This is a genomic window from Halobacillus sp. KGW1 (assembly GCF_001592845.1).
Taxonomy (GTDB): Bacteria; Bacillota; Bacilli; order Bacillales; family Halobacillaceae; genus Halobacillus.
The window spans coordinates 551,974-568,909 of the sequence record NZ_LSOC01000002.1 but is presented as its reverse complement, the minus strand read 5'-3'; the positions used below and the strand labels follow the sequence as shown (position 1 = coordinate 568,909).

Sequence of the window (16,936 nt, the reverse complement as noted above, 5' to 3'; positions counted from 1 at the left end):
CTTATTTCGACTCCTTTTCTTTGTATTCATCCAATTGTTCTTTCAAGTTGGATGGAAGCTCTTCGTGCATGATACCGATCAAATCAGTAACTGTCTGCTTCGGAGTATTGTCAGCTTCCTTGATGGCAGCTTTGATTTCTTCTTTTGTCTTTTCGATCAATTCGTTTTCTTCCTCTTCAGACCACAGGCCTTTCGCTTCAAGGAATTTACGGAAACGAACGATTGGATCTTTCTTCTCCCACTCGCTGTCTTGATCTTCCGTACGGTAACGAGTCGGATCATCTCCGGCCATTGTGTGTGGACCATAACGGTAAGTAAGCGTCTCGATCAATGTCGGACCTTCTCCGTTTACGGCACGCTCACGAGCATCTTTCGTTGCAGCATAAACAGCAAGAACGTCCATACCGTCTACCTGAATACCTTCAATTCCTGCAGCTACTGCTTTTTGAGCAATCGTTTGTGCGGCAGATTGCTTTTCAACAGGTACGGAAATTGCGAAACGGTTGTTCTGAACGACAAAGATCGCTTGCGCACCAAAAGCACCTGCGAAGTTAATACCTTCGTAGAAGTCACCTTGAGACGCACCGCCGTCACCTGTGTAAGTGATTGCTACAGCGTTCTCTCCGCGTTTCTTATAGCCAAGTCCAACACCGGCAGTCTGAGTGATCTGCGCTCCGATGATGATTTGCGGGCTTACTGCGTTAACGCCTTCAGGCATTTGGTTCCCTTGGAAGTGTCCACGAGAGAATAGGAACGCCTTGTGAAGTGGAAGGCCGTGCCAGATCAATTGTGGTACATCACGGTAACCAGGGAGAATGAAGTCCGCTTTCTCCAATGCAAATTGTGTACCCAGCTGGGAAGCTTCCTGCCCTGCTGTTGGTGCATAGAAACCAAGACGTCCTTGGCGGTTAAGCGCGATAGAACGCTGGTCCAGGATACGCGTATAAACCATACGGCGCATAATTTCTTTTAGATCTTCGTCTGATAGGTCAGGCATGTAATCTTCATTTACGATTTCGCCTTCCTCATTCAGGATTTGAAACGTTTCGAACTGATTTTCGATGTTCTCAAGAGTTCGTTTCAAAGTGTTTCACCCTTTCCTTTCGTATTTTAAAATGGATGCTGTGAGTAGCTTTCCCAAATATGAAAAAAAACTGTACCGATTTGCTCTTTACGTTTTTACCCCGTCGTTTAGGGAACTAATCATACAGAGAATACCATATAAACTGTTACACTCAAGAAGCAAAATTCAATGGTACAATGTCAATCCACTATGTAGTTTAGCTCAATTCGTCATCATTCGTCAATCACTTCGCAGTATATATTCTTTATATAGTACGAGACTAAACACACAGCAATCGGAAAGCAGCTGATTCTGTCGATGAAAACAACTATACTGTATCACCTGAAATTACTGCCTGTATTAATTCTACGTTTTTTCTTATCAAGAATCAAATGAAAAGTATAACATTTTCACCGTATGTGAAAGGGGGAGTTTTCTATTGGGGAACAAAGAAAACCAGGGCCATGGGGAGCTTTCCATAGAAAGGTTGACGATCTGCCTCTTCGCCGCTTCCCCTTCCTACCTGCTGCCTTTCCAACGAAAGGGAAGCCTTGTTGTCACATCGATTTTATTCGCACAGCGTTAACTTAATAATCATCCACCCATCCCCTTCTCTTCTATAAGCAATAGAAGAAGCCGCTGCAACAGCAGCGGCTTCTTCTCAGGATTCCTTGGATTCTTCATGATCCTCATATTCCACATTTAAGGACAATGCATCGTAAAGTTCTTTCTTCTTATTATTGTAGGCGTCCGTATATTCATTAAATTCTTTATTCTTATCCATAACCGTCTGATAGCTCTCGTTGATTTTCTCAATCTGGCCCTGCATGGCTTCCTGCGTCAAATCTTCCTTCTGAAGCATATCATAGAGCTCTTCGTCCAGCTGAAGGGCTTTTGTGTAAGCACTGTAAAGAGTCTGGTATGTATCGTAGCGCTGATCCATTGTTTCTACGAGGGCTTCGGCCTCGTCTTTCGCTTCGGCCTTGTCCTCTTCCAAGTCTTTTGCAAGACCATCTATGTTATCGAACTCCTCTTTGGCTGCGTCGATGCTCTCTTTCTCCAGTTTCAGCTTCTTCTTCCGATCTTCTACAATAGCAGAGGCTTCCTTGGACTTCTCTTTGATTTGATCCATCTGGTCCGTCTGAAGATCAATGATCTCTTCGTAAAGTTTCTGTTCCTTCTCTTCCAGCTCCACCATCGGCTGCTGCTGGTCGCGGAATGCATCTTCCAAAGAAACCGCTTTTTCCAAATGATCGTACATCGCTTCGTGTGCGGACGTCCCCGTACATGCAGACAGCAAGATTGCAGCAGCACCCAGGCCTCCGATCAGCATACGTTTCGGCACAGCTCTTCCCCCTTGAATTTCTACGTAATCGTATTGTAATCTTGCCATATCTACCATAGTATAATAAATGATATTAAATGGAAACACCTTTTCACAAATGTTACCAAATAGATGGCCGATGGTTTTCTTAATGGAACCGGCGTGCTATTGTAGAACTTGTTTTCCAGAAAGGATGTTGTAGATGATTACGATGGATGATATCGTCCGGGAAGGTCACCCCGCTTTGAGAACCGTGACCGAAGAAGTCTCCCTCCCACCATCCGAAGAGGATAAAGAGACGTTGGAAGAAATGCTTCAATACTTGAAGAACAGCCAGGATGACCAGGTGTGCAGCCGTTACGGCTTAAGACCAGGTGTCGGTCTGGCAGCTCCGCAGATCAACGTGAATAAACGAATGCTTGCCGTACACTTCACGGACATGAAGGATAAGCTCTACAGTTATGGTCTGTTTAATCCGAGAATTGTCAGTCATTCCGTTGAAAAGACGTATTTGACATCAGGGGAAGGATGCCTCTCTGTCGACAGAGAAGTACCCGGCTACGTCCCTCGTCACCGCCGAATCACCGTAAAGGGCACAGATCTTGAAGGTAATGAAGTCAAGCTGCGTCTGAAAGATTATGCAGCTATCGTATTTCAACATGAAATCGATCACCTGCACGGCGTCATGTTCTACGATCATATTGATATGGAAAATCCTTTCAAAGAGCCGGAGAACGCTACACCCGCCGACCGATGAGAAACCTCTGTATGTATAGAAGAAAGACAAATCGCTTCTATAGAACAAAAAATCCGGACGATCGTCTATCTCAGATGATCACCCGGATTTTTTATGCTTGATTTCTTTTATTTCCTCTCGGTTATTTCAATAAACCAAGCTCATAAATGGCGTGGGACAGACCATCTTCCGAAACGTCCGTCGTAACGTAGTCACTTACGGCCTTCGTTTCCGGTACAGCGTTCCCCATGGCTACCCCGGTTCCGACTTCTGAAATCATTTCAATGTCGTTGAGTCCGTCACCGAAAGCGTACGTATCCTCCATGGTCATGCCGGCTGCTTCGATCATTTTCTTAATTCCCTCTGCTTTAGATCCGCCTTTAGGAAGAACATCACAGGAGAGCGGATGCCAGCGAATGAAGTCGAATGCCTCGTACGCCTCCTCATATTGTTCAATTTCTCTTCCTTCACAGAAAAGCAGGGATTGATAGATGTTACGACCGCTGTAGAAACCTTCATCTGCAGCCGGATGGTCAAGCAGAAGCGTGCCGAGACTTTGGCGAATAGAGTCATGATCAGGCGTAGACGCTCTCATCTCCTCTTCGTTCATAAAGACCATCGGATGGTCATTCTCTTCTGCGTGGACGTGCAGCTTCTGAAGTGCTTCTTCTGAAAGTGGGTTTTTGTAAATCTCTTTCCCTTCAAAAACTACGTACTGTCCGTTAAAGCTCACATAGGAATCGATTCCAAGTTCTTCTCGCAAGCTCTTGTACATGAACGGGGCACGGCCGGTGGCAATGGCACAGTATACCCCTTGCTCTTTCAATTTCTGTATGGCCTGTTTTGTCTTTTCAGGAAGTTTCTTATCATGGTCTAGCAGGGTGCCGTCTATATCGAAGAAGGCGATTTTTTTATTTGTCATACCAGATCCTCCTACATGGATTTCAACATTTATACTAACATAGTGTCTTCTTTGGCTATACTGTAGCATGAGTGGATAAGTTTGAGAAGAAAAACAAACGATAACGACAAAATATAAAATGTAATGTTTCATTCTTCCACAAACCGTATTATACTAGAGATAACAGGGATTGGGCGGTTTTAACGTTTTTGGCGCTTTTCTTCATCTGGTGAAAGGGGATGGATGCATATGATGAAGCGTCTACGAAGGAAGCTTAGAAAACGTTGGAAGAATTTAATGAATCGTAAAACATACGCGTAATACCATTGTCCAGGTGCAGCGAAACACCTGTGACTATCATTATCATTACCATGCGGGTTCGAAACGTGCTATGATGATGGAAGGACAAGAATGTGGAAATTATATCTAGTTAGGAGCGATAGTGCAATGATATTCAAAGTTTTGTATCAGGAACTGGCAACAGAAGTTCCTGTCCGTGAACATACGAATTCCATGTATGTGGAAGCGGAAACAGAGAGAGAAGTCAGAGAAAAGTTAAAAGATAAAGGGTTCAATATTGAATATATCCAGGTGCTTGATGAGGATCACCTGGGATATGAGAAGCAATCCGAAGATTTCGCGTTGGAGACATTTTAATTTATGAAATTCGTGAAGAACGACCAGACAGCCGTATTCGCCCTTGGCGGACTCGGTGAAATTGGTAAAAACACATACGCAGTTCAATTCCAAGACGAAATCATCCTCATTGATGCTGGTATTAAATTCCCGGAAGATGAACTACTCGGTATCGACTATGTCATTCCGGATTATACGTATCTCGTGCAGAACCAAGATAAGATCAAAGGGCTTATCATCACACACGGACACGAAGATCACATCGGCGGTATCCCTTACCTGCTGCGTGAAATTAACATTCCAATTTATGCAGGGAAGCTTGCCATCGGCTTGATTCGCAACAAGCTTGATGAACACGGTCTCCTTCGCAGTGCGAAACTGAATACAATTCAGGAAGATGACATCATCAAGTTCCGTAAAACATCCGTGTCCTTCTTCCGCACGACACACAGTATCCCTGATTCCTACGGTGTAGTTGTTAAGACACCGCCTGGGAACATCGTTCACACGGGAGACTTTAAATTCGACTTCACCCCTGTCGGTGAACCTGCAGACCTCGCTAAAATGGCGGAAATCGGTAAAGAAGGTGTACTTGCTCTTCTTTCCGACAGTACGAACAGTGAAGTACCAGGCTTTACGAAGTCAGAGCGTGTCGTAGGAGAAAGCATCCAGGATATCTTTACGCGTATGGATAACGGTCGTTTGATTTTCGCAACGTTCGCCTCAAACATCCACCGCCTTCAACAGGTAGTGGAAGCAGCCGTTAGGAATAATCGGAAAGTAGCTGTTTTTGGACGGAGCATGGAATCTTCCATCCGCATCGGTCAGGAACTTGGATATATCCGTGCCCCTAAGGATACGTTCATTGATGCTCAACAAATCAACCGTCTGCCGGCTAATGAAGTCGTCATTCTCTGTACCGGTTCCCAAGGTGAACCGATGGCTGCCCTGTCAAGGATCGCAAACGGTACCCACCGTCAGATCCAAATCCAGCCTGGCGATACAGTCGTGTTCTCTTCTTCCCCAATCCCTGGAAACACGATCAGTGTCAGCCGTACGATCAACAAGCTTTACCGTGCAGGTGCCGATGTTATTCACGGTCCATTGACAAACATCCATACCTCCGGACACGGTAGTCAGGAAGAGATGAAACTGATGCTCCGACTGATGCAGCCGAAATTCTTCATGCCGATCCACGGAGAATACCGCATGCTGAAAGAGCATGTGAAACTCAGCCTTGATTGTGATGTCAAGGAAGAGAACTGCTTCGTTATGGACAACGGTGACGTGCTTGCCCTTGGTAAAGACGAAGCCTCCATCGCAGGTAAGATCCCTTCCGGTTCTGTCTATGTAGATGGCAGCGGAATTGGTGATATCGGTAATATCGTACTACGCGACCGCCGTATTCTTTCCGAAGAAGGCCTTGTCATCGTCGTCGTAAGTATTAATATGAAGGAATTCAAAATCGCTTCCGGCCCGGACATCATTTCCCGCGGATTCGTTTACATGAGAGAATCCGAAGATTTGATTAAGGAAGCACAGAAGCTGGTAAGTTCTCATGTTGAGAAAGTCATGGAACGCCGTACAACGCAATGGTCAGAAATCAAAAACGAAATCACGGATACGATCGCTCCGTTCTTGTTTGAAAAAACGAAGCGTCGTCCGATGATTCTTCCAATCATTATGGAAGTATGATCAAAAAGAAAAACCCGCGCCGGGATGACCCGGCGCGGGTTTTTCTTTTTGATCAAGTCAGGCGCTGGAGCGCTTTTTTCATATCCGGCAGATCAAGCGTCCCGGATTCAAAGAAGTTCTTAACGATATATTTCGAGAAATTGACCGCTGAGGTGTAATCAATTTTACCAGGAAGAGGCGCCTGATCTTCGATAACGACATCAATGATGACCGGCTTATTCGATACGAAAGCCTGCTTCATTTTCGGCTCCAATTCTTCATAGGAGCGAATTCGGTATCCCTCTCCCCCGCAAGCTTCGGCGAACTTGGCAAAATCCACTTCCCCAAGGTCCGTCGCATAATTTAAATGCCCCATCTGTTCCTGTTCGTATTTGATCATTCCAATCTTACTGTTGTTTAGAATGATCATTTTAATCGGAAGATCGTACTTAACGGCTGTAACAAAGTCATGCATCACCATGGAAAAGCCACCGTCTCCGGAAACGCCGATCACCTGTTTATCCGGGAAGGCTTGTTTCGCAGCCAGTGCTCCCGGCAGGCCGCTCCCCATTGTAGCAAGCCAGCCGGACATGAGAAACTTCTGATTGACAAGATGCAGGAATCGGGAAAGCCATACGGTAACATTTCCTACGTCTCCGGATATGATCGCACCGGATTCCATATGCTTCTCCAGCTCATACATAACCTGCGGTGCATGGAGCGGGTCCTTTGTGGAACGTTTCTCTTCCTGAAGCGCAATCCGCCAATCCTTCATCTTTTCCTGATAATGACGAAGATAGCCGCGTTCCCCCACTGGAGTAATCAGTTCGATCAGCGCCTGTAAAGTCTCCTTGCTGTTTCCAGGAAGACCAAGCTCAATCGGATAGTATTTGCCCAGGTTTTCCGGCTTGTTATCGATTTGGACCGCCTTCACCTCTTCCGGAAGAAAATCACGGTACGGGAATTGCGTACCGATGAGAATGAGAAGGTCGGTTTCCTTCATTGCATGGTAGGCAGGCTTTGTGCCGATCTGACCGTGCTGCCCTAGACAGTACGGATGATTGTCCGGGATGATTCCTTTACCAAGAAGGCTCATAACGATAGGAGCCTGGATCGTCTCTGCGAATTGAATCAACTCAGCGGATGCATCCTTCGTCCCTTGGCCGGCAAGAATGAGCGGTTTCTCCGCCTGCTCGATTAAATGCCGGGCCTCTTTCAGCTGATCCGAATTGGGAACGATCTCAGGACGATAGTAGGTTCCGGCAGTCAAACGCGGTTCGTTCTTTTGTTTTTTTGCAAACAGATCGTCCGGTACGATGAGAACAGAGACCCCTTTGTTTGCATAAGCTTCCTTAATCGCTTGATCTAAGAGATCGGGAAGCTGTGCTTCTGTTTCCGCACGGCGGTTGAACACGGCAACATCATCGAACATGCGCTCCAAATTGATTTCCTGAAAAGCACCTGTCCCCACCTCTTCACTATGTACCTGTCCGACAAGGGCAAGTACAGGAGCTTTATCCGCCTTGGCATCATACAATCCATTAAGTAAGTGAACAGCGCCGGGTCCAGCAATCGAGAGAGTCACTCCAAGCTTTCCGGTGAGTTTCGCATAAGCCGCAGCCGCAAGCGCTCCGGTTTCTTCATGACGGACCTGCAGGAAGGATATTTCTTCCTGTCTCTTTCGAAGGTCGTCCATCAGCTCGTTAATGGAATCGCCGGGCATTCCATAGATGTGGTCCACCCCCCAATCAATCAATTGCTGTGTGATCACTTCTCCTGTACGCTTTTCAAACATCTGTCTCATCCTTTCTCTGGTGAACAATATAATAGCTTCTAATGGTTCTTATTTCCTTTCCTGCAAAGCTTTAAACAAATCGAGGAGATACTGGTCCTATTTTCTCCTGATTCCGTTGAATCTTTCGCACAAAAAAAGAGCAGCCTTCCGGCGTGCCCTTCGTCCGTTCAATCTTCCTGACCGTCCCGTCCTTCCATCTGAAGGATTTCTTTCCCAAGCTGATCAATTTTCTCTTCCAGTGCCTCCATGAAGATGATTTTGGAATCCAGCTGTTCTTCATACTCGAACGTCTGCCCGAGGATATTCTTCATCTGCTCATCCAGAACGGACAGGATATCGCTGGGAGTATCCGCGCTTCCTTCCTTGGAGAACATGCCGAGGACCTTTTCATTCTGCTTTTTCAGATGAGTCTGGATCATCTGCAGTTCCTCCACTTGTTCATGAGCCTCCTTGAGCTGCCCCTTTAAGTCGGCGACATCAGACTGATAGTTCTGTCTTTCTTCTTCCCACAACCTTCTTTCCTGATTACGGGTATGCTGTTCATCTTCCAGTTGCTTTAAAGCGGCAACCTTCGTCTCCAATTCCCTTCCGATGCGTCTCGATTCGTCTTCTGCTTTAATTTTCGATTGTTCCAACTCCCGGACTACATCTCTTTGTTTATTCAAATCCACCTCCGCGCCGGAGAGAAGATCGCCGAGCTGTTTTGTATAATACACGTAGTATTTGATATCCGAGCAGAGCTCCTTATTTTCTGTCTCCAGTCGTTCCTGCTCTTCTTCCCTTATGTTAAGGAGTTGCTGTTTTTCCTGTGCTGATTGCTTCAAACGGATGATGTCCTTTTGAAATTGACGTTCCCGAAGCTTCCATTCAGAAACGGTCGCTGCAGACTCCCCTGCTGTTCTGGCCAATTCCCCTTCCGCCTTCCGGACTTCCGTTTCCAATTGTTTCGCTTGATCTTTCCAAACGGCTGCCTCCTGTTCCGCTGCCTCCAATCGTTTTTGAATTTCCGCATTCTCCTGTGCCAGCCCTGCTGCCCGCGTCCTGTTCTCCAGGTAAACTGCTTTCCAGTTATGCTTCTGTTGTCTTTCTTCCTGGACATATTCCCGCTGGTCTTTCGCTTCTTCTCTCAGACCTTGAGCCTTTTGGAACAACGAGTCTTTCGCTTTCTTTTCCGCTGCAAGCTTATCTTTTAGAAGGGAACGCTCTTCCTTCCATAAGGATTCTCTTTCCTCCGAATGCTTTTCAGCCTGCTTCAGCTGATATTGATAAGCAGATGATTCTTTTTGTAGACGAATGAGACGGGTTTGTGCGGATTCAAAATCTTTTTGGAACCTCGCTGCCTTCTCTTTCCATAACGCCGTTTCTTCCTCCATTGTTTGTTTCGCCTTTTCCATACTGGCTATTTGCTGTTCCATCCCCTGGATGCGTTTGACAGATTCCTGGGTTGCGACACTTTTTTCCTTTTGCAGCTGTTCTTCCCTGTCACGAAGGGCGGTATTCTCTTTTTTCAGCTTCTCCAGCAGGGCATAGTGATAATTCTCCTGATAATCTTTCACTTTCTCCTTGTACTTTGCCAGTTCCGACTTGAAATGAATGATCTTCTGTTGTAGAAGGATCGTATCTTTCTCCATAACCATAACCCCCCAGGTAGGAATTCATTTCAATTCAAACGGGAAAGTAAATCGGTCCACTCCCGTTCGCTCTCCTCAATGTACTGCTTTACCGCCTGCCTATCCTCCTTGTTGTCTGTTACCTTTTCAGCATTCCATCCACGACGCTGATTCATGGCCAACATCATGAGAATCATCTGGATGGTGTCGTCATCCAGAAAAACAAAGCTTTGACTCCGCTTCTCTTCGTCTGTTTTCAACCTCGTTACTTGACGGGTCATCCATTCTTTCAGCCATTTACGAAGCACCAACTGGAGGTCTAGCTCATCCACCTGCATCCCCCTCCCCACTAAGGTTGATTTGATTGAGCGAAGGAATCCCCTCCTTCGCCTCCTCTCCATAGGTGTATCCATTCAGACTCCCCGCATATTTCTTATCTGCGATCCATTTCATTTGAAAATTGGAGAAGGTCAGTTTCTCTCCCGGAGAGATGAGCTGCTTTCCGGAAGGGCGCAGCCAATACTCTGTTTTGTTGTCTGCTTCATTCAAACGTTCCCAAGCCCCGGACATTTGCAATTTCTGAATCGAATCTTTGTACAGATACTTCCCGGAAAACTGAAAGGGGGAGTCCTCCGACAATTGAAGACAGATGTAAGGATCCACGAAAGGTTCCTCACCGATATTATGGATATGATAGCTTCCAAGAAGAATGCTTTCTTTTGATCTGTCATGCGCAAGGTGAACCGAGTATGTAAAATAGCTGATCACCTTCCAAGACCTCGCCTTTTCCAATTCCTTGATCCGATCTCGAAATGCTTCCATGTAGCGCTTCTGTTTCTGCTGCCATTCAGAAAGCAGCTCAGCCGATCCTTTCATTCGTTTCACCTCCGTACTGTCTGAACACAAAGAGCCGAATTAAGACAAAAAGAAAAAAGAGAGGAAGAAATCCTCTCTTTGATTCTATGCCTGAGTATTAGCACTTATCACCGGATAGTCCCGGGCCATCGTCCACATTCGGGAACAATACAGGACATTGAGGTGGGATGGTTGGAGCAGGGCAAGGCGGGATTGGAAGAATATCACGCGGTTGGCAGAAGTCCGCTACGATTTCAAGCGTTACGTCGTATGTGGACTGAATGCTTTGGCACAGACGAACCGTTACAGTAACGTCAGTCAATGTGTCTTCCAAAGAACCATTTTCCTCACAGGAGAAGTTACAGATGAAGCAGTCGAGATCTGTATAAGAAACATCGACATCTGTTCCATCCGGCGCACATAGAAGCACTTGCTCACAACGTGTAAAGTCGACAGAACCGACTTCAATAGTACCGCCGCCAAGTTCAGGGATAAGCTCGACAAGAACAGTCACGGTGAAGTTTTTACGAATGTTGACCAACTGCAGAGTCAACAATGTTCCATCAACGACCAATTCTTGATCGGTACGACCTACGATTTCGATAGGGTCTACTTCTGCCGGTTCCACGACACAAGTGACATTCTCGATATCTGTACACTCCAGCAAATCTCCTGTCGGTCCGACCGGTAGATCGAAATCACCCAACGTCAAATCAAAAGACGCTTCGTTGATAATCCAGTCGTAAACTTTTTCTGTGTTGATACAAAGGAGCTCTTGGCCCCCCATTAAATTTTTTGCTTGCATGATTTGCAAACACCTCCGAATAAGATTTTCTCTTTCATTCGTAGCATATGAACAAGTGTACAGTTGGGTCTAGTGCTATCGCTGATATTTGGTGTGCTTTTGCGAATTGTGCGAACACCCATAATAAATGCGACAAATGGAAATGTGTGACTGTCCGATACAAACAACTACTTTTTTGTTCCGTGCTGCATACAATAGTAAGAAAAAAACAGGACGGATTTCCAAGGTCATGCGTGTCAGAAAAATCGGCACATTTGTCACGTATTGGTGGTTCATCAATAGTATATTAATGTGCTGCAAAAGGGTGATGAGTAATGGATCTGAACAACACGTACAGTCCGGAAGCGATCGAAACCATGAAAGCGAAATTATCCCTTTACAAGGAAATGCTCCACTCCATCAAAACAGGAACCATAGCCGACGACTACCTTCTAATGAAACAGGAATCCGATGGGTTCCATCATAAATTCGAAGGAGTAATGAAACGTATGGAAGAGTACCACTACAGTGCAGACCAACGAACGAATCAGCTGGCTGCCCAGCTGCAATCTGTGAACGACACCGTCAGTACATTAAAACGCGACATCGATTTCATTAAGGAGAAGATGGACCGCCTTCAAGTCCACGACTTAATGGAAAAAATGAATCGGGTAATTGAGGTACAGGAGCGGTCGAAGCAGCAGGATGAATCGGGAGAAGTAAGTCGATTGAAAGAAGAATTAAGGCAGCTAAAAGAACAGCAGCACAGACAGAAAGAAACGGAATCAAGTGAAGTGAAGCGGTTAAAAGAAGAATTGGCTTCGTTGAAAAACCAGCAGGTTCCAAGCAAGCAGACGGAAACAAGCGAAGTGGACCGTCTGAAGGAAGAACTCGACGGCTTGAGAGAACAGCTGGTTCATTCAAGACAACAAGTTCCGGAAATGCCGATTGAAGAACCAAGAGAGCAGGCACCTGCACCGAAGAAAACGTCGGAGTACAGAAAACTTCAAAGCATGCTGCAATCTTCACGGAAGTACCATACAGGCAGAAGCGATTATTACCCACCTATGTCGCAGCCAGGGTATCAGCAGCAATCATCCTATTATCAGAACCAGCAGGGCTTTCAACAGAATGGCATCTCTTTCCCTGAATCCGGAAATAATAAGCCAGGAAAAAGACGGATGCCCGGTCATTCTGCTATGGACTTCAACCAGAACACCATCATTCGAAAAAAAAACGGTGAAGAAACCGCCCAGAGATTAGAAGAAAACAGGAAACCAGAAAAAGTCCAGAAGACTGTCACGAAGAATCCGGAACCCTTGGAGAAAGTGTCCAACCAGAAAGCCCTCTCCATTAAAGAGACGCTTCCTCATAAAGAAGCGGATGATAAGCCTAAGATGGCCTCTTTTCGAATTGCCAACAGACCTAAATCCCTGCCTGCACGCGGTCGAAAAGTGGAATCATTCACGCAGGAGAATGACGAAGATGCACCGAAGAAGCGAGAGCGTGCTTCGATCTTTTCATTCTTTCAAAGAAGGCTGTGAGCTTCCATGATCGAACTGTCTGAAGAGCAGTATGAACAGATAATGGAGCACGGACGCAGGGAATGGCCGCTCGAAGCCTGTGGTTTATTGGCCGGAGAGGAACCAGGAGTGATCCTATCCGTCTGGCCGTTGGAAAACGAATGGAAGGCTAGAAACCGTTTTTTTGTCAGTGCCAAGGTAGTCGCACAAACGTTGGAACATGTGAGTCATGCGGGACATAAGGTGTTGGCGATCTATCACACTCACCCTGATACAGCACCTTATCCCTCTTATACAGATCTCCTTCACCACCCCGACGATAATGTCATCATGGTCATTCTTTCTTACAAGACCAATCCTCCAAACATGCGATGTTTCACCATTAAAAACAGGACATGTGACGAACACCCTTTTTCAATTAAAAAGCGATAAATGCCCTCCCATTTTCCGCATTTTTTCTTATAATACATTATCAAACCATAAGGAGAGGTATTCGTGAAAGCTAGAAGAGTGAGAAGACAAGTTCAAAGCAGCAGGTCTGTTAAGAAGTCCAGCACGCCGATTGTCATTGAAACATCACCGCAAACAAAAGTACAACGCCCGGTAAGACGCGGCGGATGCTGCTTGAAAAAAAGGTAACTCGTTCCCTTCTCACCTCCGAATGAGAATATGGACGATCGAAGAGTACAATCGAGGGCTGAAGGAGCCCTCCATGCCTGAGCCAGACGATAATGAATCATAAATATTTCATATATATATTAGAAGCCCATCCTGCAGGATGGGCTTCTTCGTAATGATTTAATCTTCAACAACGAGGTTCTTCTCGAACCGGCTGATATCTTTATCGGCCCCGATGACGATCAGGACATCCGTTTCCCGGATTTCTTCACTTGCCATCGGAGAAACGATGACGTCTTTATGGCGTTTGATTGCCACGACGTTACATCCGTACTCGGCACGGATATCCAGATCAACAAGCGTTTTTCCGCTCATTTTACTGCCGGCCTTCACTTCGACGACGCTGTGATCATCAGAAAGCTCGATATAATCCAGAATATTATTGGAAATGATATTGTGCGCGATCCGTTTCCCCATATCCCGTTCCGGGTGGACAACTTGATCGGCTCCGATCTTGTTCAGGATTTTCTCATGGTAGTCATTCTGCGCTTTAACCGTAATTGTTTTGATTCCCATTTCCTTAAGGATCAGAGTGGTCAGCATACTCGCCTGGATGTTGTCACCAATCGCGACAATCACATGGTCGATGTTGCGGAATCCCAGTTCTTTTAAAACGTGTTCGTCCGTTGAATCAGCGATGACGGCATGAGAAGCGATATCTCTGTACTCGTTGACTTTATCTTCATCCAGATCAAGGGCTAGCACTTCCATCCCTTCCCTGCTCAACTCACGGCATATGCTGCCGCCGAAACGACCCAGTCCAATGACTGCAAATTCTTTTTTCATGATTGTTCCTCCATTTATCAGGCCAAATGTACATCCATTCTATCATAAAAGAAAGGCGATTGTTATGCCAGTACCGATCGATCTTCCTTTCACAATGTTAGCATAAAAAAGGAACGCCCGCTGCTGCAGACGTTCCAACCATTAGACCCTGTATCTATTTTTTCCCTTTTACATATTCTGCGTCGAACAGGAACAGGCGCATCAACAGGATCAGGGAAGGGATGAGTAACAAAAGCCCTGCGATGAATACAATGACAAGTGCAACAGCCATCGCGTCATTTGTCACGCCGCTTGTCAAGGTTACGAAAGGCTTCAATAGATAAGGCAGGTGAGAAGCTCCGTAGCCGAAGAAGGCAAAGAAGAACTGGACCATGACGGCGATGAACGCCCATCCATAATGTTTCCCTCTATATACGAGAAAGACGGCAAGCATAAAGGCTGCGACAGAGAGGCCGAATACCCACCACAGATCAAGCGCCTTGTTGAAATGCTCCTCGTTCTGCTGACTGAGGGCAATGAATGTCGTCAGACTGGCGATAATCGTAGGGGAACTCCAAAACAAGGCATAACGACGGACGAGATTAAGAGCAGGCTGATCATCCGCTCTGTGAGCGTAATAGCTGAGAAACATCGAGCTGATATACAGAACGGAAACAATCGCAAGGAACACGACACTCCAGGAATAAGGGCTGGTCAACAGTTCTCCGACGAGCAGGTGAACCCCGTCCGCCGTCTCTTCGATGTAACCCCCTTCCGAGATCGTCAACCCGGTCGAAAGCGCAGCCGGAATAAGCAGTCCGGTCGCCCCGTACAGGAACATGTAGAAGCTGTTATTTTTCGATCCATAATTCTCAAACGCGTAGAATGAGCCGCGAATGGCAAGGAGAACAATGGCGATGCTGCCCGGAACGAGCATGGCCTGACCGAAATAGTAGGCCATATCCGGGAAGAATCCGATCAGACCGACGAAGAAGAACACAAAGAATACGTTCGTCACTTCCCAAACAGGAGATAAATAGCGGGAAATCAGTTTATTTATCACATGGTCCTGCTTCGTCAACCTGGCATAATAGGCGAAGAAACCAGCGCCGAAGTCGACGGATGCTACGATTAAATACCCGTAAAGGAACAGCCACAAGACGCTGATCCCAATCAATTCATAGTTCATTCATCGGCCTCCTCTCTCGCTGCTGCCACCTGCGGATATCGTCGTTCCATTTCAAGCTCGGCTGGTCTCCCCTTAAAGATTTTTCGCAGGGTAAGGATACACCCGAGGGCAAGCACCAAATAAAGGACGGCGAACAGGACAAACATCTGGGTGACATAAGGTGAGGTCGTCGCACCCTCGGCAACGGTCATAAACCCGCGCAGAATCCATGGCTGCCGGCCGACTTCCGCAAATATCCACCCGAATTCGACGGCGAGCATGGACAATGGTCCGGCAAGCGCAATTCCCCAAAGAAGCAGCGGATGATACGTATTCCACTTCTTCACTTTCCAGAATACGAGGAACAACAGGGAAATGCCGAGCAGGTAAAATCCGATCGTCACCATCAGATCGAACATATAGTGTATCCATAACGGCGGACGTTCTTCTTCAGGAGTTTCATTCAGACCTTCTACTTCCGCCTGGAAATCGCCGTGAGCAAGGAAGCTCAGAGCGTTTGGAATACGGATGGCGTTCTCCACCTCATTATTCTCATTAAGTCTTCCAAAAACAACAAGGTCTGCTCCTTCCTCCGTATCGAAGTGCCATTCTCCTGCAGCAAGCTTCTCCGGCTGGTGTTCAGCAAGGAATTTCGCTGATAAGTCCCCGGCAAGAGCCGTCAGAATAGCAAAAATGAACATCATGGAAACCGTTAATTTCAAAGCTTTCTTATGATAAGCACTTCCTTTTTTCACTAAAATAATAAAAGCGGCTATACCAGCAAGGATGGCGGCTGCTGTCAAATAGGATGAAGATACGACGTGAAACACCTTTGTCGGAGTTGCAGGGTTGAACATCGCTGCAATTGGATCGACTGCCGTGAAACGACCGCCTTCCAGGTCGAATCCCTGCGGCGTGTTCATGAAGGAGTTGACCGTCGTGATGAAAAAGGCGGACATCGTCCCTCCAATCACCACAGGAATGGACAAAAGCCAGTGATGGATCGGGTTTTTGAACCGGTCCCACGTATATAAATAAATGCCCAGGAAGATCGCTTCGAAGAAGAAGGCGAACGTCTCCATGAAGAGCGGCAGAGCAATGACGTTACCTGCGATCTGCATAAAGCTCGGCCAGATCAAAGAAAGCTGCAGGCCGATCGCGGTTCCAGTCACGACCCCAACGGCTACGGTGATGGTATAACCGCGGGTCCATCGTCTTGCCAGTAATGTATAGTGAGGATCTTTCTTCCGGATCCCGATAAATTCAGCGACGGAAACGAGCACAGGAACACCGACTCCGATCGTTGCGAAAATAGCATGGAATAATAGAGTCATCGCCGTCAGTGACTGACTTACGGCGACGTTATCAAAATCGAACATGAATCTTCCTCCTAACGAACTCGTGGTAATCTATCCGATACACTT

The 16,936-nt window shown here is 46.4% G+C and carries 18 protein-coding genes; 7 read left to right on the top strand and 11 right to left on the bottom strand.

Annotated features, from left to right (window positions below; all coding sequences use genetic code 11):
- Position 1: 1 nt before the first annotated feature.
- On the bottom strand, positions 2-1,084 hold the full coding sequence (pdhA, locus tag AXG56_RS03585; protein WP_008639074.1) for a pyruvate dehydrogenase (acetyl-transferring) E1 component subunit alpha: 1,083 nt from the start codon (positions 1,082-1,084) through the stop codon (positions 2-4).
- A gap of 418 nt (positions 1,085-1,502) precedes the next feature.
- On the opposite strand from pdhA, the gene AXG56_RS19395 reads away from it, so the two are divergent.
- Positions 1,503-1,649: a hypothetical protein gene (locus tag AXG56_RS19395; protein ID WP_161484897.1), complete on the top strand. Its 147-nt coding sequence runs from the start codon at positions 1,503-1,505 to the stop codon at positions 1,647-1,649.
- A 75-nt stretch (positions 1,650-1,724) separates the two neighbouring features.
- Here AXG56_RS19395 and AXG56_RS03580 read toward each other — a convergent pair whose 3' ends face one another.
- Positions 1,725-2,408, bottom strand: coding sequence for a YkyA family protein (locus AXG56_RS03580; protein ID WP_008639072.1), 684 nt, complete (start codon positions 2,406-2,408; stop codon positions 1,725-1,727).
- A 181-nt stretch (positions 2,409-2,589) separates the two neighbouring features.
- Here AXG56_RS03580 and def point away from each other — a divergent pair, with 181 nt between their 5' ends.
- Positions 2,590-3,144 carry a peptide deformylase gene (gene def / locus AXG56_RS03575; RefSeq protein WP_008639070.1) on the top strand — a complete coding sequence of 185 codons (555 nt, stop codon included), beginning with the start codon at positions 2,590-2,592 and terminating at the stop codon, positions 3,142-3,144.
- Positions 3,145-3,265: 121 nt separating this feature from the next.
- Here def and AXG56_RS03570 read toward each other — a convergent pair whose 3' ends face one another.
- A complete protein-coding gene (locus tag AXG56_RS03570) occupies positions 3,266-4,045 on the bottom strand; it encodes a Cof-type HAD-IIB family hydrolase (protein WP_008639068.1) in 780 nt (259 codons plus the stop codon).
- A 426-nt stretch (positions 4,046-4,471) separates the two neighbouring features.
- Between AXG56_RS03570 and AXG56_RS03565 the strand changes: the two genes are divergently transcribed.
- Both AXG56_RS03565 and rnjA read left to right on the top strand, forming a co-directional pair.
- The gene (locus AXG56_RS03565) at positions 4,472-4,681 is read left to right on the top strand and encodes a DNA-dependent RNA polymerase subunit epsilon (RefSeq protein WP_008639066.1); all 210 of its coding nucleotides are present in this window, start codon (positions 4,472-4,474) and stop codon (positions 4,679-4,681) included.
- A 3-nt stretch (positions 4,682-4,684) separates the two neighbouring features.
- Positions 4,685-6,355 (top strand): ribonuclease J1, encoded by a 1,671-nt coding sequence (gene rnjA / locus AXG56_RS03560; protein WP_008639064.1) that lies wholly within the window; start codon positions 4,685-4,687, stop codon positions 6,353-6,355.
- Between the two features lie 52 nt (positions 6,356-6,407).
- On the opposite strand, the gene AXG56_RS03555 is transcribed toward rnjA, so the two are convergent.
- The 5 genes from AXG56_RS03555 to AXG56_RS03535 form a co-directional block, all read right to left on the bottom strand.
- Positions 6,408-8,129, bottom strand: coding sequence for a pyruvate oxidase (locus AXG56_RS03555; protein ID WP_062513310.1), 1,722 nt, complete (start codon positions 8,127-8,129; stop codon positions 6,408-6,410).
- A 167-nt stretch (positions 8,130-8,296) separates the two neighbouring features.
- Positions 8,297-9,760 carry a hypothetical protein gene (locus AXG56_RS03550; protein ID WP_062513308.1) on the bottom strand — a complete coding sequence of 488 codons (1,464 nt, stop codon included), beginning with the start codon at positions 9,758-9,760 and terminating at the stop codon, positions 8,297-8,299.
- 29 nt (positions 9,761-9,789) lie between these two features.
- Positions 9,790-10,071 (bottom strand): hypothetical protein, encoded by a 282-nt coding sequence (locus tag AXG56_RS03545; protein WP_062513307.1) that lies wholly within the window; start codon positions 10,069-10,071, stop codon positions 9,790-9,792.
- Positions 10,064-10,615, bottom strand: a complete 552-nt coding sequence (locus tag AXG56_RS03540; protein ID WP_008639060.1) for a hypothetical protein — start codon at positions 10,613-10,615, stop codon at positions 10,064-10,066. Before AXG56_RS03540 ends, AXG56_RS03545 begins: the two co-directional genes overlap by 8 nt.
- A 97-nt stretch (positions 10,616-10,712) precedes the next feature.
- Positions 10,713-11,399, bottom strand: coding sequence for a hypothetical protein (locus tag AXG56_RS03535; protein WP_008639059.1), 687 nt, complete (start codon positions 11,397-11,399; stop codon positions 10,713-10,715).
- Positions 11,400-11,713: 314 nt separating this feature from the next.
- Here AXG56_RS03535 and AXG56_RS03530 point away from each other — a divergent pair, with 314 nt between their 5' ends.
- The 3 genes from AXG56_RS03530 to AXG56_RS19390 all read left to right on the top strand — a co-directional run bounded on the left by AXG56_RS03530 (position 11,714) and on the right by AXG56_RS19390 (position 13,540).
- On the top strand, positions 11,714-12,922 hold the full coding sequence (locus tag AXG56_RS03530; RefSeq protein ID WP_062513305.1) for a hypothetical protein: 1,209 nt from the start codon (positions 11,714-11,716) through the stop codon (positions 12,920-12,922).
- Positions 12,923-12,928: 6 nt separating this feature from the next.
- On the top strand, positions 12,929-13,333 hold the full coding sequence (locus AXG56_RS03525; protein ID WP_062513303.1) for a Mov34/MPN/PAD-1 family protein: 405 nt from the start codon (positions 12,929-12,931) through the stop codon (positions 13,331-13,333).
- A 63-nt stretch (positions 13,334-13,396) separates the two neighbouring features.
- Positions 13,397-13,540, top strand: a complete 144-nt coding sequence (locus AXG56_RS19390; RefSeq protein ID WP_161484896.1) for a hypothetical protein — start codon at positions 13,397-13,399, stop codon at positions 13,538-13,540.
- A gap of 159 nt (positions 13,541-13,699) precedes the next feature.
- Here the strand turns inward: AXG56_RS19390 and AXG56_RS03520 are convergent, their stop codons facing one another.
- The 3 genes from AXG56_RS03520 to AXG56_RS03510 form a co-directional block, all read right to left on the bottom strand.
- Entirely contained in the window at positions 13,700-14,365 is a 666-nt protein-coding gene (locus AXG56_RS03520) for a TrkA family potassium uptake protein (protein WP_008640449.1), read from the bottom strand.
- A 154-nt stretch (positions 14,366-14,519) separates the two neighbouring features.
- Positions 14,520-15,533: a cytochrome d ubiquinol oxidase subunit II gene (locus AXG56_RS03515; RefSeq protein ID WP_062513301.1), complete on the bottom strand. Its 1,014-nt coding sequence runs from the start codon at positions 15,531-15,533 to the stop codon at positions 14,520-14,522.
- The gene (locus AXG56_RS03510) at positions 15,530-16,891 is read right to left on the bottom strand and encodes a cytochrome ubiquinol oxidase subunit I (protein WP_026577534.1); all 1,362 of its coding nucleotides are present in this window, start codon (positions 16,889-16,891) and stop codon (positions 15,530-15,532) included. The genes AXG56_RS03515 and AXG56_RS03510 overlap by 4 nt, the downstream gene beginning before the upstream one ends.
- Between the last annotated feature and the right edge of the window lie 45 nt (positions 16,892-16,936).

What these genes read in the sequence shown, in the direction of transcription:
- AXG56_RS03570 (WP_008639068.1), bottom strand. Translation starts at nt 4,045, where the DNA reads ATGACAAATAAAAAAATCGCCTTCTTCGATATAGACGGCACCCTGCTA.
- AXG56_RS03530 (WP_062513305.1), top strand. Translation starts at nt 11,714, where the DNA reads ATGGATCTGAACAACACGTACAGTCCGGAAGCGATCGAAACCATGAAA.
- AXG56_RS03535 (WP_008639059.1), bottom strand. Translation starts at nt 11,399, where the DNA reads ATGCAAGCAAAAAATTTAATGGGGGGCCAAGAGCTCCTTTGTATCAAC.
- AXG56_RS03510 (WP_026577534.1), bottom strand. Translation starts at nt 16,891, where the DNA reads ATGTTCGATTTTGATAACGTCGCCGTAAGTCAGTCACTGACGGCGATG.
- AXG56_RS03555 (WP_062513310.1), bottom strand. Translation starts at nt 8,129, where the DNA reads ATGTTTGAAAAGCGTACAGGAGAAGTGATCACACAGCAATTGATTGAT.
- AXG56_RS03550 (WP_062513308.1), bottom strand. Translation starts at nt 9,760, where the DNA reads ATGGAGAAAGATACGATCCTTCTACAACAGAAGATCATTCATTTCAAG.
- AXG56_RS03565 (WP_008639066.1), top strand. Translation starts at nt 4,472, where the DNA reads ATGATATTCAAAGTTTTGTATCAGGAACTGGCAACAGAAGTTCCTGTC.
- AXG56_RS03540 (WP_008639060.1), bottom strand. Translation starts at nt 10,615, where the DNA reads ATGAAAGGATCGGCTGAGCTGCTTTCTGAATGGCAGCAGAAACAGAAG.
- AXG56_RS03515 (WP_062513301.1), bottom strand. Translation starts at nt 15,533, where the DNA reads ATGAACTATGAATTGATTGGGATCAGCGTCTTGTGGCTGTTCCTTTAC.
- AXG56_RS03520 (WP_008640449.1), bottom strand. Translation starts at nt 14,365, where the DNA reads ATGAAAAAAGAATTTGCAGTCATTGGACTGGGTCGTTTCGGCGGCAGC.
- rnjA (WP_008639064.1), top strand. Translation starts at nt 4,685, where the DNA reads ATGAAATTCGTGAAGAACGACCAGACAGCCGTATTCGCCCTTGGCGGA.
- def (WP_008639070.1), top strand. Translation starts at nt 2,590, where the DNA reads ATGATTACGATGGATGATATCGTCCGGGAAGGTCACCCCGCTTTGAGA.
- AXG56_RS03525 (WP_062513303.1), top strand. Translation starts at nt 12,929, where the DNA reads ATGATCGAACTGTCTGAAGAGCAGTATGAACAGATAATGGAGCACGGA.